At 63.5% G+C, this 15,071-nt stretch carries 15 protein-coding genes; 3 read left to right on the forward strand and 12 right to left on the reverse strand.

What is annotated here, in order from left to right; all coding sequences use genetic code 11:
• Positions 1 to 83: 83 nt before the first annotated feature.
• A complete protein-coding gene (locus CSC70_RS11010; protein WP_162456676.1) occupies positions 84 to 2,072 on the reverse strand; it encodes an OPT family oligopeptide transporter in 1,989 nt (662 codons plus the stop codon).
• Positions 2,073 to 2,171: 99 nt separating this feature from the next.
• Here CSC70_RS11010 and CSC70_RS11015 point away from each other — a divergent pair, with 99 nt between their 5' ends.
• Positions 2,172 to 3,938 carry a peptide MFS transporter gene (locus CSC70_RS11015; protein WP_246189406.1) on the forward strand — a complete coding sequence of 589 codons (1,767 nt, stop codon included), beginning with the start codon at positions 2,172 to 2,174 and terminating at the stop codon, positions 3,936 to 3,938.
• 106 nt (positions 3,939 to 4,044) lie between these two features.
• Here the strand turns inward: CSC70_RS11015 and CSC70_RS11020 are convergent, their stop codons facing one another.
• The 6 genes from CSC70_RS11020 to ssb form a co-directional block, all read right to left on the reverse strand.
• The gene (locus CSC70_RS11020) at positions 4,045 to 6,033 is read right to left on the reverse strand and encodes an alpha/beta hydrolase family protein (protein WP_162456855.1); all 1,989 of its coding nucleotides are present in this window, start codon (positions 6,031 to 6,033) and stop codon (positions 4,045 to 4,047) included.
• Between the two features lie 216 nt (positions 6,034 to 6,249).
• The gene (gene rfbD, locus CSC70_RS11025) at positions 6,250 to 7,143 is read right to left on the reverse strand and encodes a dTDP-4-dehydrorhamnose reductase (protein ID WP_162456677.1); all 894 of its coding nucleotides are present in this window, start codon (positions 7,141 to 7,143) and stop codon (positions 6,250 to 6,252) included.
• Positions 7,140 to 7,697: a dTDP-4-dehydrorhamnose 3,5-epimerase gene (gene rfbC / locus CSC70_RS11030; protein WP_162456678.1), complete on the reverse strand. Its 558-nt coding sequence runs from the start codon at positions 7,695 to 7,697 to the stop codon at positions 7,140 to 7,142. Before rfbC ends, rfbD begins: the two co-directional genes overlap by 4 nt.
• Complete coding sequence (gene rfbA / locus CSC70_RS11035) at positions 7,694 to 8,581, reverse strand: glucose-1-phosphate thymidylyltransferase RfbA (protein ID WP_162456679.1); 888 nt, start codon at positions 8,579 to 8,581, stop codon at positions 7,694 to 7,696. The genes rfbC and rfbA overlap by 4 nt, the downstream gene beginning before the upstream one ends.
• Positions 8,578 to 9,633, reverse strand: coding sequence for a dTDP-glucose 4,6-dehydratase (gene rfbB / locus CSC70_RS11040; protein ID WP_162456680.1), 1,056 nt, complete (start codon positions 9,631 to 9,633; stop codon positions 8,578 to 8,580). Before rfbB ends, rfbA begins: the two co-directional genes overlap by 4 nt.
• Positions 9,634 to 9,701: 68 nt before the next feature.
• Complete coding sequence (ssb, locus tag CSC70_RS11045; RefSeq protein WP_162456681.1) at positions 9,702 to 10,175, reverse strand: single-stranded DNA-binding protein; 474 nt, start codon at positions 10,173 to 10,175, stop codon at positions 9,702 to 9,704.
• Between the two features lie 149 nt (positions 10,176 to 10,324).
• On the opposite strand from ssb, the gene CSC70_RS11050 reads away from it, so the two are divergent.
• Positions 10,325 to 11,326, forward strand: coding sequence for a polyprenyl synthetase family protein (locus tag CSC70_RS11050; RefSeq protein WP_162456682.1), 1,002 nt, complete (start codon positions 10,325 to 10,327; stop codon positions 11,324 to 11,326).
• Positions 11,326 to 11,604 carry a helix-hairpin-helix domain-containing protein gene (locus tag CSC70_RS11055; RefSeq protein WP_162456683.1) on the forward strand — a complete coding sequence of 93 codons (279 nt, stop codon included), beginning with the start codon at positions 11,326 to 11,328 and terminating at the stop codon, positions 11,602 to 11,604. The genes CSC70_RS11050 and CSC70_RS11055 overlap by 1 nt, the downstream gene beginning before the upstream one ends.
• Here CSC70_RS11055 and CSC70_RS11060 read toward each other — a convergent pair.
• The 5 genes from CSC70_RS11060 to nudE all read right to left on the reverse strand — a co-directional run bounded on the left by CSC70_RS11060 (position 11,553) and on the right by nudE (position 15,027).
• Positions 11,553 to 12,362 carry a dienelactone hydrolase family protein gene (locus tag CSC70_RS11060; RefSeq protein WP_162456684.1) on the reverse strand — a complete coding sequence of 270 codons (810 nt, stop codon included), beginning with the start codon at positions 12,360 to 12,362 and terminating at the stop codon, positions 11,553 to 11,555. The two genes, CSC70_RS11055 and CSC70_RS11060, sit on opposite strands and share 52 nt — an antisense overlap.
• A gap of 116 nt (positions 12,363 to 12,478) precedes the next feature.
• Positions 12,479 to 12,781, reverse strand: coding sequence for an Mpo1-like protein (locus CSC70_RS11065; protein ID WP_162456685.1), 303 nt, complete (start codon positions 12,779 to 12,781; stop codon positions 12,479 to 12,481).
• A gap of 76 nt (positions 12,782 to 12,857) precedes the next feature.
• Positions 12,858 to 13,676, reverse strand: a complete 819-nt coding sequence (gene mazG, locus CSC70_RS11070; RefSeq protein ID WP_162456686.1) for a nucleoside triphosphate pyrophosphohydrolase — start codon at positions 13,674 to 13,676, stop codon at positions 12,858 to 12,860.
• Positions 13,673 to 14,482, reverse strand: a complete 810-nt coding sequence (cysQ, locus tag CSC70_RS11075) for a 3'(2'),5'-bisphosphate nucleotidase CysQ (RefSeq protein WP_162456687.1) — start codon at positions 14,480 to 14,482, stop codon at positions 13,673 to 13,675. Before cysQ ends, mazG begins: the two co-directional genes overlap by 4 nt.
• The gene (gene nudE / locus CSC70_RS11080; RefSeq protein WP_162456688.1) at positions 14,479 to 15,027 is read right to left on the reverse strand and encodes an ADP compounds hydrolase NudE; all 549 of its coding nucleotides are present in this window, start codon (positions 15,025 to 15,027) and stop codon (positions 14,479 to 14,481) included. Before nudE ends, cysQ begins: the two co-directional genes overlap by 4 nt.
• Positions 15,028 to 15,071: the final 44 nt, after the last annotated feature.

The raw sequence follows: 15,071 nt of genomic DNA on the forward strand, positions 1-15,071 counted from the left end.
GGAACAGGGAAACCCCGATGTTAGGCGCTAAATGCGCCCCAGCGCAAAGGCGTCTGGTCACGCCTTTTGCGCCGTGTGTCCACTCAACGCGGACCAGGCTCGACCTCGCCAAGCGCCTTAGACTTGACGCCCGTGCGGTACAGCAGCCAACCGACAATGAACAGCACGACCAGGCCGACGATCTCGCCCTGCTGGAAGATCTCGGGCAAAACCAGGACATCGGGGTCATCGGTGGCGTAGATGGCGATACCCACCGCGATGCCCATCAGCGCTTCGCCGGTGATCAAGCCGGCGGCGAACAGAGTGCCCGGTCGGTGCAGACGGTCCCGCGTCTCCTCGTCCTTCGTGCCCGCCATGCCATGACGCTTCTCGACCAAGTAGGCGAGCAGGCCGCCCAGGAAAATCGGCACCATCAGTTCCAGCGGCAGGTAGATGCCGATGGCAGCCGCCAACACCGGCACACGAAAACTGCTGCTCCTGGCCTTCAACACTTCGTCAATGGCAATGATGACCGCGCCGATCACTGCGCCGATGCCAATGATGCTCCAAGGCAGTTCGCCACCGAACAGACCCTTGGCCACCGACGCCATCAGCGTGGCCTGCGGGGCGGATAGCGGATTGGGATGCTCGGCCGTCGGTGCGCCAATACCGTAAGCCTCGGACAGAATGTTCAGCACCGGGGCCATGATCAGCGCGCAGGAGAATGCGCCAATTCCCAGCATCAGCTGCTGTTTCCACGGCGTGGCACCGACCAGATAGCCAGCCTTGAGGTCCTGAAGGTTGTCGCCGCCGACTGCCGCAGCGCAGCACACCACAGCGCCGATCATGATCGCGGCTACCGCACCCAGCGGTGCACCGCCGGCTCCGACTGCCATGCGTCCACTCTCGCCCAGCAGCAACAGCAATACAACCGAGGCAAACAGGATGGTCGCAATGGTGATGCCGGACACCGGGTTGTTCGACGAACCTACCAGACCCGCGAGATAGGCCGATACCGACACGAACAGGAAACCCGCCACGATCATGATGATGGCCATCGGGATACTGACGTGCCACACGCCAACAATGGCCTGGTACAGCAGCAGCAGCGGCAGCACGAACACCACTAGGGCGATCAGCATCCATTTCATTGGCAGGTCGCGCTCGGTTTCGGCAACGTCGTGACCACCCGAGCCTGCGCGCGCAGCAGCGATGCCACTCTTCACGCCCGACAGCAGCGACTTGCGCAGCGAGAACAGCGTCCATACGCCGCCGATCAGCATCGCGCCGACTCCGAGATAGCGGATCTTGGCCGACCAGATTGCGCCGGCCGCATCTTCAGCTCCCGCCCCCACGATGCTCTGCGCCAGCGCCGGATCGGTGCCCAGGAAGGCCATGTGGTACAGCGGAATGGCGATATGCCACGACAGGATGCTGCCCGACAACACCACGATGCCGATATTGAGGCCGACGATATAACCCACGCCCAGCAGCGCCGGCGAGAGGTTGGTGCCCATGTAACCCAGGTACTTGCCGAAAAAGCCCGCGCCTGCGGCAGTATCGGGAATCAGACGCATACCGCTGTGCGCAGCGACCTTCAGCAGTGCTCCGATGGCGGCGGAAAAAGCCAGGATTTTCAGACCCGGACCCGGGTTCTCGCCAGCCTTCAGCACTTCGGCCGCGGCCTTGCCTTCTGGGAACGGCAGCGGGTCCTCGACAATCATCGAACGGCGTAGCGGTACCGAGAACAGCACGCCCAGCAAACCGCCCAAACCGGCGATAGCCAGTACCCACGAATACTGGAAGTCCTGCCAGTAACCCAAGATGATCAGCGCGGGAATGGTGAAGATCACCCCGGCGGCGATCGACGAACCTGCCGATGCGCCGGTCTGCACGATGTTGTTCTCCAGGATCGTGCCGCCGCCCAGCAGGCGCAGCACGCCCATCGACACCACCGCCGCGGGAATGGCCGTCGCCACGGTCAGGCCGGCGAACAGGCCCAGATAGGCGTTGGCTGCCGACAGCACCACGGCCAGCACGACCGCGAGCACCACGGCCCGGAAGGTCAACTGCGGTACGGCTTCTCCTTTCATCGCGGTTCCCGGTCGGCAGACAAGGCCCACACGCTACCCGATGCGGCAGCGGCGGGAAAGTGCGGCGATATACTCGCCCGAGTCCCCCAGGAGCCGGCTGTGACCGCAACTACCGCTTCAATCTCTCCGACCCACGGCGATTTCCTCGGCCACCCCAAGGGCGTCTACGTCTGCTTCTTCACCGAGATGTGGGAGCGCTTCTCGTTCTACGGCATGAAGGCGCTGCTGCTGCTGTACCTGACCAAGTACCACCTGTTCGGCGACAAGGCCGGTTACGACCTGATCGGCGCCTATGGCGGCCTGGTCTATTGCATCCCGGTGATCGGCGGCCTGCTGGCTGACCGCTGGCTGGGCATGCGCAAGGCGGTGGTGTTCGGCGGCATCCTGCTGGTGCTGGGCCATCTGGGCATGGCTTTCGAAGGCAGCCCGGCCGCCGCCAGCGGCGATGTCATCGTCCGCGACGAGACCGCACTGCGCATCACCTACCTGTCGCTGGCGCTGATCATCATGGGCGTCGGCTTCCTGAAGCCCAACATCTCGACCATCGTCGGCAAGCTGTATGCCGATGGCGACCCACGTCGCGACTCCGGGTTCTCGCTGTTCTACGCCGGCATCAACCTCGGCGCGCTGTTCGCTTCGCTGATCTGCGGTTTCCTCGGCGAGGTCTACGGATGGAAATACGGCTTCGGTGCCGCCGGCATCGGCATGCTGCTGGGGCTTGGCATGTTCCTGTGGGGACAGAAATACCTGCATGGCCACGCCGAACCGCGCGAACCTGCCCTGCTCCGCCAGCGCATGCTGGGACTGCCGCGCGAATGGCTGATCTACCTGTGCGCGGCGCTCGGCACCCTGCCGGTGGCTTGGCTGATGTGGGCCGCAGCCAACGGCAGTTTCGCCCTGGGCGGAGAATTCTCGCTGGCCGCGCTGCTGATGGTGCTGGTGCTGGGCGCGGTGCTGCTGTGGTTCGGCTGGTTCCTCGGTACGCAATGCACGCCGGTGCAGCGCGGGCAGATGCTGGCGCTGATGGCGTTGATCTTCATGGCCCTGGTGTTCTTCACCTTGTACGAACAGACTTACGGCTCGTGGGTGACCTTCACCGACCGTATGCTGGAAAAGGATCTGGTGCCCGCCCTGGTCGTCCGCGACGGTCTGCCGCTGCCGTGGTCGATCGCCTCGCTGCTGCTGGCGCCGCTGGCCTTCGTGCTCGCCGCCGAGCTGTCGGACCGCCGACCCGGCTCGTCGACGCCGCGCTGGCTGTTCGCCGGCGTGGTCGCACTGATGCTGGTCTTGCTGGTACGCGACTGTCTGGTGCTGCCGCAGACCGCGGGTTCGCTGACCTACCTCGGCGCGCTGTTCCTGGTCCTGCTGGCGCCGCTGTTCGCCGCGCTGTGGGGCTGGCTGGGCCGGCATGGCGCCGACCCGTCCAAGCCGTTCAAATCGGCGATCGGCCTGGCTTTCGCCGGCCTGTCCTTCATCCCGCTGGCCTGGGCCGCGCAACAGGTCGGGATCAGCGGACAGATGGCAAGCGTCTGGTGGCTGGTGATGGCCTATTTGCTGCTGGAAATCGGTGAAATGTGCCTGTCGCCGGTCGGACTGTCGGCCGTGACCCAATTGGCCGTGCCGCGCGTGGTCAGCCTGATGATGGGCACCTGGTTCCTGGCCACGGCCTTCTCGGAAATGCTGGCCGCCCAGTTCGGCAAACTGGCTGCCGTCGACGTCCCCGAAGGACAGACCATCGACCTGGCCGAAGCCGCTGCCGGGTACGCCCACCTGTTCTGGCTGATGATGTGGATCGGCCTCGGCTGCGCCCTGATCGCACTGATATTCACACCATTGCTGAAACGGATGATGCACGGAACGGAGTAGCACCGTACAGCTTCCAGCTTCGACTCCTCAGGCCAGCATTACTCTCCAGAATAGAGCAAGCACCCATGCGGCCATGGCCCGTCGTGCCGTAATAGAATGCAGATCGTTACCGTCGGGAAGTACTTCCTAGGTTGCGCCCGAAGAACTCCAATAGCTTCGTGTAGTACTCGCGCAGATTTTCTTCTTTATAGAACCCATGACCTTCTGTCTTATAGTAGAGGGATTCAACAGGAACTCCAGCGGCCCGCAAGCGTTTTTCCATCAATTCGGTATGCTGAACAGGGGCACGCTCGTCCTCGCCGCCAGCCGCAAGGAACACCGGAACCTTGATGCGATCGGTCATGTTGACCGGAGAAACCGCGGCCAGCTGTGCCTGATCCCCTACCCAATCCCGAAGATAATTCCGTCCGGATTTCATTTCTCCTATGTCGCCCCGTGTATACATCATCGGCAAGTCGTAGATACCTACATATCCAGCCGCACACCGATAGAGATCTGGCTCCTTGGCAGCCCCCATCATGGATGCATATGCGCCGTAACTCGCTCCGTAGATGCATATCCTGCCAGCATCAGCGATACCATTGCCGATGGCCCAGCGGGTCGCATCGGTGACGTCATCCTGCATTTTCCCACCCCACTCGCGGGCACCAGCTTCACCAAAGGCTCGCCCGTAACCGGGCGAGCCGCGAAAATTGACCTGTAGAACCGCGTACCCTGCAGCAGCCAGCATCTGCACTTCTGCATCGAATCCCCAACCATCCCGGACTTGGAAGGGGCCGCCATGGACCAGTACGACCATTGGCAACCCCTTGCCAATACTGCCCTTAGGCACGGTCAGGTATCCATGCAATGCCAGTCCGTCCCTCGCCGGGAAATGCACCGGAGTTTTCACCGACATTCTTTCCGGTTCCAGCCAGTCCCTGCGGCTCAGAATATAATCGACTTTTTTCGCTTGGGTATCGAACAAGTAGAAGTCGCCAGGGTTTGTATCGGAATAAACTTCCAGCAATGCCAATTTCCCGTCGTCCGTGCGGGAGGTCACCAGCACCACCGATCCGGGGAAAGCCTCCTCCAGCCCACGCTGCATACGCGCATGGCTACCTTCCGGATCCAGATACCTCCAAACCGGCTTCCCATCTTGGAACAATGCACCCACCAGAACGTTGCTCCTGCCATCCGAATACATCATTCGTGTGGGATCAGTATTGTCGTTTCTCAGCACTTCGCGCTTTTCAGCACCTCCCAGATTCCATTCGACGACCGAATCGGCGCCCTCGCTTCGCTCGACCTGGAGATAAGCCAAACGTCCACTCTCGCTGAATCCAACTGGCCACTCGACGAGTCCCGTCACTGCCTCGTCATTGATCAGCCGCCACTCCTGATTACCGTCATCGCGGTAATAAAGTTTGTTGGCGTTATCGGCCATGGCACCATAAGCAAAGCGGACAATCCCTGAAGCATCCGTGGCGAAATTTGCATCCGGCACCGGGGAACGGGCCACTTGGACCCTGCGTCCCGAATAGACGTCCATCCTTTCAACACGCGTGTACTGAGATTCGCCAAATGGCCGTATCCTGACCAGTACGCTCTTCTCATCATCCGGAAGAATGTCGACAAGCTGGCCAGCAACTGCTTCAACCTGTTTCCTCTGGATGCGCGTCCCAGGACCGCTGCTTTCGACCCGATAGCCGAGCAGGTTCTCCTTTCTGGATCCATCCACGTTCATCGCAAAAAGCTCGCCGGTAAGTTGCGGCTGATCGAGCATGCCGAGCTTCTGCGCCACCGAAAACAGCACACGCTCCTGATTCACCCACCAGAAATCCGCCACGTGATTGTTCCGACCGAGGGTAATCGAACCCGTAACCTTGTTGTCAGACCTGCGTAGGATTACTAATGCCGTACGGTCCTCCTGTTGAACCGTGGCAGCATAGTAGTCGCCCAGCGGAGAAATCTTGATGTCGGTAAAGGAATCCTTGCGAATGAAGCCTTCAACTTTAACCTGTGCAGACGCCGCCGATGCACTTACCGCTATCACGATCAGCAACGCCAGCCATGCGCCTGGAAAGTATCGGCAATGGATACCCCGAATGGTCATGTCCATCAATCCCCTCCCAAACCCGGTTATCTGTATTCCGATATTCCGACAGTAACAGCACTTTAGCAATGCCCCTTGCGCCCGGCGCTCCTGCCCGGCCAGCGATTGCTCCTTTCCAAAACTCACTAAGGCCTTCTGTCTACTCACGACATGGTCAAGGTAAGGAGATAGAGGGCAGTTCCATGCCGGAGCGGATCCGTCTGCCATACCTCCTGATCAGTGAATATCCCGGAGAACCCTCCGCAACGACTGTTCCCATGGTGAGAGATCGATTGCGAAGCCTTCTCGTAATCGGGAAGTGTCCAGGCAAGAATACACAGGCCGCTTGGCCAGCGTGGGGTATTCCGCGGTGGTGATCGGCACGATAGTCGGCATGCGTGCAATCAGCCCCCGTTCGTGCGCCTGGCCGACGATGGCTTCGGCAAAACCGTGCCAGCTGGTCTGGCCGGTCGCGGTCAGGTGCCACAGACCCGATTCGCGGAATGGTTGACCTAGAATCTGCGCCGTGACATCGGCAATCAGTGTTGCCGATGTCGGCGTGCCGACCTGATCGGCCACCACCCGCAGCTCGTCGCGTTCGCCAGCCAGCCTGAGCATGGTCCGCATGAAATTCCTGCCGTGGCTGGCGTAGACCCAAGCGGTGCGGAAAATCAGGTGACGAGCTCCGCTGTTACGGATCGCCTGCTCGCCAGCCAGCTTGCTGGCGCCATACACACCAAGCGGAGAAGTCGGGTCGTCCTCGCGATATGGGCGCGTTCTCGTGCCGTCGAACACATAATCGGTGGAATAATGCACCAGTAACGCACCGCACGATGCGCAAGCTTGCGCCAATGACGCTGGTGCCTCGGCATTGGCGTGATAAGCAGCTTCTGGTTCTGTTTCGGCACGATCCACTGCCGTATAGGCGGCCGCATTGACCACCACGTCGGGCGACAGACGGCCGACCAGCGGCGCCAAGGTGTCCGGACGGTCGAAGTCGGCAATCTCGCAAGCCGCACCATCCGGCAACCGTCCGCTGCGCGTGGTGCAGATCACCTCGCCCAATGGCGCCAGACTGCGCCGCAACTCATGGCCGACCTGACCATTGGCACCAAGCAGGAGAAATTTCATCCCGGATAGACTGGCAGGCGTTCCGGCGGCACTTCGGACAGGAACGGCGCCTTGCTGTCCTTGCCCGACAACTGCGGCTCCGACACCGGCCAGTCGATCGCGAGTTCGGCGTCGTTCCAGCGGATACCGGCATCGGCAGCAGGATCGTAGGTTGCCGTGCACAGATAAGTGAACAGAGCGCGTTCGCTGAGCACGACGAAGCCGTGGGCGAAGCCCTCGGGGATCCAGAAATGCCGCTTGTTCTCCGCGTTCAGCAACACCGCGGCCCAGTGCCCGAAGTGCGGAGATCCGCGACGGATATCGACCGCCACGTCCCAGACCTCGCCTTCCAGCACCGAAACGTACTTGCCTTGCGGATTGGGCCACTGATAATGCAGCCCCCGCAACACACCGCATGACGAGGACGAAACGTTACCCTGCACGAACGTCGGCGACAAACCGTGCCCGGCCAGTTTGTCCAGATTGAAGGATTCGTAGAAAAAGCCGCGCTCGTCGCCGAATACCTTCGGCTCGATGACGATGCACCCCGGCAAGCCGGTCTCGATCAGGCTCACGGCACGTAGCCTCGCTTGGCCAGACTCAGCAGGTATTGGCCATATCCGTTTTTGGCCAGTGGCCTGGCCAGCACTTCGAGCTGGCTCTCATCGATCCAGCCATTGTTCCATGCGATTTCTTCCGGACAGCACACCCGCAGGCCCTGCCGCGCCTCGATCGTCTCGATGTAGTTGCCGGCTTCCAGCAAGGATTGGTGAGTGCCAGTATCCAGCCATGCATAGCCACGACCGAGTTGTTCCAGATGCAGCGTACCTTCTGCCAGATAACAGCGGTTGAGGTCGGTGATCTCCAGCTCTCCGCGTGGCGACGGTTTCAATGCTGCCGCAAAATCACTGGCGCGACCATCGTAGAAGTACAGACCCGTCACGGCATAGTTCGATCTCGGTTTTTCCGGCTTTTCCTCCAGCCCGATGACGCGTCCATCCTCGTTGAATTCGGCTACACCGTAACGCTCCGGGTCGCTGACCCAGTAGCCGAACACCGTTGCACCGTTTTCACGCGAGTCGGCCCGCTTCAACAGCGCGGTCAGGCCGGGGCCGTGATAGATGTTGTCGCCCAGCACCAGGCAACTCGGCTTGCCGCCGACGAAGTCCCGTCCTATCAGGTAGGCTTGGGCCAAGCCGTCCGGGCTGGGCTGTACCGCGTATTCGATGCGCATGCCCCACTGCGAACCGTCGCCCAGCAGCGACTGGAACAGGGCCTGCTCGTGCGGGGTATTGATGATCAGCACTTCGCGGATTCCGGCCAGCATCAATACGCTGAGCGGATAGTAGATCATCGGCTTGTCGTAGACCGGCAGCAGCTGCTTGCTGATGGCCATCGTGATCGGATACAGCCGCGTGCCCGAACCACCGGCCAGGATGATGCCCTTGCGTGCGGTCATGCCGCCGCTCCGATACGTTCAAGACGGTAGCTGCCATCGAGCACGCGCCGCACCCAATCCTGGTTGTCCAGATACCAGTCGACGGTTTCGGCAATGCCCTGCTCGAAGGTATAGCTTGGCTCCCAGCCCAGCTCATCGCGTAACTTGCCAGCATCGATGGCATAGCGGCGATCATGTCCGGGCCGGTCGGCAACATGGACGATCTGGGTTTCGCGAGGCTGACCGTCCTCGCGCGGACGGCGCTGGTCCAGCAGGCGGCAGATCGTCCTGACCACCTCGATGTTCTGCTTCTCGGAATTGCCGCCGACGTTGTAGGTCTCGCCGACCCGTCCTTTGGCAAGCACCGTGCGAATGGCTTCGCAGTGATCGGCCACGAACAGCCAATCGCGTACCTGCTTGCCGTCGCCGTAGACCGGAAGCGGCTCGCCGGCCAGGGCCTTGGCGATCACCAGCGGAATGAGCTTTTCCGGGAAGTGATACGGCCCGTAATTGTTCGAGCAATTGGTGGTCAGTACCGGCAGGCCATAGGTATGGTGGAATGCGCGGACCAAGTGATCGGAAGCGGCCTTGGAAGCCGAATACGGCGAGTTCGGCGCATACGGCGTGGCTTCGGAGAACTTGCCGGTTTCGCCCAGCGTGCCATAGACCTCGTCGGTGGACACGTGCAGGAAGCGGAACGCCTGCTTCGCCTGGCCCTCCAGCGATTTCCAGTAGTCGCGCACCGACTCGAGCAGCCCGAGCGTACCGACGACATTGGTCTGCACGAATGCGGCGGGGCCGTCGATCGACCGATCGACATGGCTTTCGGCGGCGAAATTGATCACCGCATCGGGACGATGTTCGGCCAGCAGGCGCGACACCAACTCGCGATCGCCGATATCCCCCTGCACGAACACATGATCGGGATTGCCACGCAACGAGGACAGGGTGTCGAGGTTGCCCGCATAGGTCAGCGCGTCCAGATTGACGACCCGGATCCTGCGCGGGATTGCCTGCAGCGCGAAATTGCCGCCAATGAAACCGGCTCCGCCGGTGACTAGCCAAGTCGGCACGTCATCTCCTTGTCGATTGCCAGAATGCTCGTCTCGAAACGAATCTTCATCCGAACTCGAGCTGCCGCCTAGAACGGGATATCGTCGTCCGCGAAATCATCGGCCGGCGCGGGCGATGCTGCCGGTGCGGGACGGCGCTGCCCGCCTTGCGCACCACCGTGCTCCTGCCGCTGCGGACGCGAACTGCGATCACCGCCGGCGCTGTCGCCGCGACCGCCCAGCATCTGCATCTCGTCGGCAATGATGTCGGTGGAGTATTTCTCGACACCATCCTGCCCGGTGTACTTGTCGTAGCGGATCGAGCCTTCCACGTAGACCTGGCTGCCCTTGCGCAGGTATTCGCCGACAATCTCGCCCAGCTTGCCGAAGAACACCACCCGGTGCCATTCGGTGCGCTCCTGGGTATTGCCGTCGCGGTCCTTGCGCACGCTGGTGGTCGCCAGGCTGATGCGGGTCACCGCCATGCCGCCCTGGGTGTAACGGGTCTCGGGGTCGTTGCCCAGGTTGCCCACCAGGATTACCTTGTTGATGCCGCGTGCCATATCGTTCCCGTGATCTGCCCCGCCCAGCGCGGGTAATGACAGTGGAGTATAGCCGCGCACGGCCGGGCATCGGTAAAAGCCCCGTCTTCCGGTAGGGATTTCCGCCGCCGCGCCCCTTATAATTCAGGGACTTTCCCCGACCCTCCCGCATGTCCGCCGTCGAATCCCTCCGGCCAGCACTGGCCCTGCCGCAGATCCAGGCGCTCGCCTCCGACGACATGGCCGCCGTCGACCGGCTGATCCGCCAGCGCCTGTCCTCGGACGTGGTGCTGATCAACCAGATCGCCGACCACATTGTCTCTGCCGGCGGCAAGCGCCTGCGACCGATGCTGGTGGTGCTGGCCGGCCAGGCCGCGGGCGGCAGCCGGGCCGAGCATCACCTGCTGGCGGCGATCATCGAATTCATCCACACCTCGACCCTGCTGCACGACGACGTGGTCGACGAATCCAGCCTGCGCCGCGGCCGCAGCACCGCCAATGCGCTGTGGGGCAATGCGCCCAGCGTGCTGGTCGGCGATTTCCTCTACTCGCGCAGCTTCCAGATGATGGTCGAGCTGGACCGCATGGAAGTGATGCGGATCCTGGCCGACACCACCAACCGCATCGCCGAGGGCGAAGTGCTGCAGTTGCTGCACGTGCACAACCCGGATACCGACGAAGCTGCCTACCTGCGGGTGATCGAGCGCAAGACCGCGGTACTATTCGCCGCCGGCACCCGGTTGGGCGCGCTGGCGAGCGACGCCGGCGACACCGTGCAGCAGGCGCTGTACGACTACGGCATGCAGCTGGGCTACGCCTTCCAGATCGCCGACGACGTGCTGGACTACAGCGCCGATGCGTCCCAGCTCGGTAAGAACCTCGGCGACGACCTGGCCGAAGGCAAGGCCACCCTGCCGCTGATCCACGCCATCGCCCACGCGGGCAGCGATACGCTACGCGAACGCTTGCGCGAGATAGTCCGCCAGGGCGACGGCGACGCTATGCCGGAAGTGCTGGCCGCCATCCGCGCCGCCGGCAGCATCGACTACAGCCGCCAGCGCGCGCGCGAATACGCCGAAGCCGCCGAACAGGCGCTCGACGGTCTGTCGGACACCGCCGCCCTCGCCGCCTTGCGCGGGCTGGCGCGCTACGCCATCGAGCGCGTGTACTGATGGGTTTTCCGGCCGCCGAGCGCGCGACCCTGCTTGCGGTGAAGGGGGTCGGCCCTACCGTGGTCGACCGCCTCGAACAGATCGGCTACGGCTCGCTGCAGGAACTCGCGGGGGCAACGCCCGAAGACATCACCCGCCAGATCGCGGCGATGCTGGGCACCACCTGCTGGCGCAACAGTCCGCAGGCCCGCGCCGCGATCACGGCAGCGATCGCCGCAGCACAGGCTCAGTCCGCAGCGTCGAACACTTCGGCAAAGAAATCCGCCATCGCCCGGTAGGCGCGCTTGGCCGCACGCTCGTCGTAACGACAGTTGCTGGCCGGATCATTGCCCGCATCGGCCTCGGCAAAGCAGTGCACGGCACCGCTGTAATCGACGAATTGCCAGTCAGCGCCGGCCGTATCCATCTCTTGCTGGAACGCGACGACATCAGCGGCGGAAACCGACTTGTCGTCGGCACCGTTCAATACCAGCATCGGCGTCTTCACCACCAGCGTGGCGCTCTGCCCGCCCGGTGTCAGGCCACCATGCAGGCTGACCACGCCGGCCACGTCGTCGGCGCCGCTGCGCGCCAGCTCCAGCACCGTGCTGCCGCCGAAGCAGAACCCTAACGCGCCGATCTTGTCGGCCTGCAGCGGCGCTTGCCCGGCCTGGGCTTTCAGTGCATCGACCGCGCCACGGATGCGTGCCCGCAGCGGCTCGCGATCCTCGCCACGCAGGCTGCCGGCGATGGCCCCGGCCTCCTTCGCATTGGACGGCCGCCGCTCCTTGCCGTACACATCCGCCACCAGCACCACGTACTGGCGGCCGGCGATCGCCTTGGCCTTCTCGACGGCCGCATCGGTCACGCCCATCCAGTTCGGCACCATGACCAGGCCGGGACGCGGTGCAGCATTGTCCGGGTCGTAGACCAGATAGCCGCTGAAACGCTCGCCGCCGACGCCCCACTCCAACGGCCTGGCCTGCGGCTCGGCCTGTGCCGAACCCAGCCACAGCAGGCCGATCAGGCCAGCCAATCGCACGCATACGTTACGCATGGCGAACTCCCGCTAGTCGAGGAAACTCCAGTCTAACCGTGCGTACCCGACATGTCGCATGACGGGATCATGACGGGATTCGGAAGAGAGCCGCCGACCCTGTTGTCCGTCTCCGGCTAGAACCGGATCCTGCCGGTCAGGATGTCCTTGAACATCACCCAGTCGCCGATGAACGAATAGATCGGATGCTTGAACGTGGCCGGCCGGTTCTTCTCGAAGAAGAAGTGCCCGACCCAGGCGAAACCGTAGCCGCAGAACAGCGCAGCCAGCAGCCACCAGGGATTGCCCTGCAGGATCGCCCAGGCGACCAGCAGCAACACCCCGCAACTGCCGATGAAATGCAGCCGCCGCGAGACGTTGTTGCGGTGCTCGCTGAGATAGAACGGATAGAAGTCGCGGAAACTGGCGAAACGGCTCATTTCCCCTCCCGAGGCATGCGGCGTGTGCCAGCGGCATGATGGCGCGAATGGCCGCAGTGCACAACGGCGCCGCGGCTCAGGATTCCGCGGTTGGCTCCTGCCGCTTGACCTGTTCCCACAGCGCCTCCTGCTGCTCCAGGCTGCGTTCCGGCAGCGGCTGGCCCTCCGCGTCGGCCAGCGCCTCCATCGCGCGGAAGCGGCGCTCGAATTTCAGATTGGCGCGGCGCAAGGCAGCACCAACGTCGACCTTGGTGTGCCGAGCCAGGTTGGCGACGACGAACAGCAGGTCGCCGATCTCGTCTTCCAACCGCGCGTGGTTCCGTTCGACCGATCCCGTCGCCAGTTCGGCGCGGACTTCCTCGATTTCCTCGTACAGCTTGTCGATCACCGGCCCGGTGTCCGGCCAGTCGAATCCGGTGCGTGCCGCACGTGACTGCAGCTTCACCGCCCGCTGCCACTCCGGCAGGCCGCGGGCCACGCCGGCCAGCGCCGAGTCGTCCTGCTCGCCGGCGGCATGGCGTTCAGCCTGCTTGATCTCGTTCCAGCTGCGCTCGACCGCAGCCGCATCCTCGCGCGAGGCGTCGCCGAATACATGCGGGTGGCGGCGCAGCATCTTGTCGCTGATTGCCTCGACCACATCGGCGAAGGCGAAGGCGCCCTGCTCCTGCGCCATCTGTGCATGGAAGACCACCTGGAACAACAGGTCGCCCAGCTCGTCCTTCAAGTCGGTCAGATCGTTGCGGTCGATCGCGTCGGCGACTTCGTAGGCTTCCTCGATGGTGTACGGCGCGATAGTCGAGAAATCCTGCTGCAGGTCCCACGGGCAGCCCCGCTGCGGCTCGCGCAGACGGGCCATGATCTCCAGCAATCGCGCGATATCGCCGGGCGCGCTCACGCTTCCGCCTCCGACAGCCACGACTGCCACGGCAGCGCCGGGTCGCCGAGTGCGATGAAGTCGCCGTTGAGCAGGGTTTCGCGGCGGTTGTAGCGGAAGGCACGGCCGTCGGGCGCCAGCAGCGCTCCGCCGGCGGCCTCGAGGATGCACTGCGCCGCGGCGGTATCCCATTCCGAGGTCGGCCCGAAGCGCGGGTACGCGTCCAGTCCGCCCTCGGCGATGCGGCAGAACTTCAGCGAAGACCCCAGTCCAACCCGTTCGATCTCGCCCATCCCCGCCAGCAGCGCCTCGGTGCGCGCGTCACGGTGCGAACGGCTGGCCGCGACCCGCAACGGTGGCAGCGCCGGGCGCCGGGTCCGCAGCACGGTGTCGGTCTCGCCATCGCGACGGAACGCCGACTGCCCCTGCTGCGCATGCCACAGGGCACCGGTCACCGGTGCCAGCACCACGCCGAACACCGGCTGGTGGTTCTCGATCAGGGCGATGTTGACGGTGAACTCGCCGTTGCGCTTGACGAACTCGCGGGTGCCATCCAGCGGATCGACCAGCCAGTAGGTCGGCCATTCGCTGCGTTCTTCCCACGGGATGTCGGCGGCTTCTTCCGACAGCACCGGCCAGTCCGGGGTCAGCTTCTGCAAGCCCTGCACGATGATCCGGTGCGCGGCCATGTCGGCCTCGGTCAACGGGCTGCGATCGGCCTTTTCCTCGACCGAGAAGTCGCTGTCGTACACGGCGAGGATCGCCTCGGCGGCTTCGCCGGCCAGCGCGATGACCGCCTCGCAATGGTCCGCGGACAAGCGTTTCATGCTGTGCCCCTCAACCATTCGCGGGCGATGAACAGCGCCGCCAGCGAACGGCCCTCGGAAAAATCCTCGCGCAGCATCAGTTCGTCCAGCCGATCCAGCTTCCACGGCACCACTTCAAGCTCCTCGGGCTCGTCTCCCGGCAGCTTCTCCGGGTACAGGTCGCGCGCCAGCACCAGCCAGGATTGATGACTCATGTAGGTCGGCGCCAAAGTCATTGGCCGCAGCACGTCGATCCGGCGCGCGCCGTAGCCGGCTTCTTCCTTCAGTTCGCGATCGGCGGCCTGCGCCGGGCTTTCGTCGCCGTCGATCCGGCCCTTGACCAGGCCCAGCTCGTAGCGGTGCATGCCTGCCGCATATTCGCGCACCAGCAGCACCGTGTCCGCGTCCAGCATCGGCACCACCACCACGGCACCGCGACCGCGGCTGACCAGGCGCTCGAAACGCCGGCGTTCGCCATTGGAGAACTCCAGATCCATGCGTTCGATCCGGTACGGACCGGCATCGACCTCGTTGACGCCATGGATGACCGGAAGCCTGCGGCTCATGCGCCCGTGTCCATGCGGCGGCGGCGCGCGGCCGATATGATGGA

Source organism: Pseudoxanthomonas kalamensis DSM 18571 (genome assembly GCF_010211745.1).
In the GTDB taxonomy this organism is placed as follows: domain Bacteria; phylum Pseudomonadota; class Gammaproteobacteria; order Xanthomonadales; family Xanthomonadaceae; genus Pseudoxanthomonas_A; species Pseudoxanthomonas_A kalamensis.

Bases quoted from the DNA above. Each gene is read 5' to 3' on its own strand.
- CSC70_RS11055 (WP_162456683.1), top strand. From the start codon at position 11,326: ATGGGTTTTCCGGCCGCCGAGCGCGCGACCCTGCTTGCGGTGAAGGGG.
- CSC70_RS11020 (WP_162456855.1), bottom strand. From the start codon at position 6,033: ATGACCATTCGGGGTATCCATTGCCGATACTTTCCAGGCGCATGGCTG.
- rfbD (WP_162456677.1), bottom strand. From the start codon at position 7,143: ATGAAATTTCTCCTGCTTGGTGCCAATGGTCAGGTCGGCCATGAGTTG.
- nudE (WP_162456688.1), bottom strand. From the start codon at position 15,027: ATGAGCCGCAGGCTTCCGGTCATCCATGGCGTCAACGAGGTCGATGCC.
- CSC70_RS11050 (WP_162456682.1), top strand. From the start codon at position 10,325: ATGTCCGCCGTCGAATCCCTCCGGCCAGCACTGGCCCTGCCGCAGATC.
- cysQ (WP_162456687.1), bottom strand. From the start codon at position 14,482: ATGAAACGCTTGTCCGCGGACCATTGCGAGGCGGTCATCGCGCTGGCC.
- ssb (WP_162456681.1), bottom strand. From the start codon at position 10,175: ATGGCACGCGGCATCAACAAGGTAATCCTGGTGGGCAACCTGGGCAAC.
- CSC70_RS11010 (WP_162456676.1), bottom strand. From the start codon at position 2,072: ATGAAAGGAGAAGCCGTACCGCAGTTGACCTTCCGGGCCGTGGTGCTC.
- CSC70_RS11060 (WP_162456684.1), bottom strand. From the start codon at position 12,362: ATGCGTAACGTATGCGTGCGATTGGCTGGCCTGATCGGCCTGCTGTGG.
- rfbA (WP_162456679.1), bottom strand. From the start codon at position 8,581: ATGACCGCACGCAAGGGCATCATCCTGGCCGGTGGTTCGGGCACGCGG.
- CSC70_RS11065 (WP_162456685.1), bottom strand. From the start codon at position 12,781: ATGAGCCGTTTCGCCAGTTTCCGCGACTTCTATCCGTTCTATCTCAGC.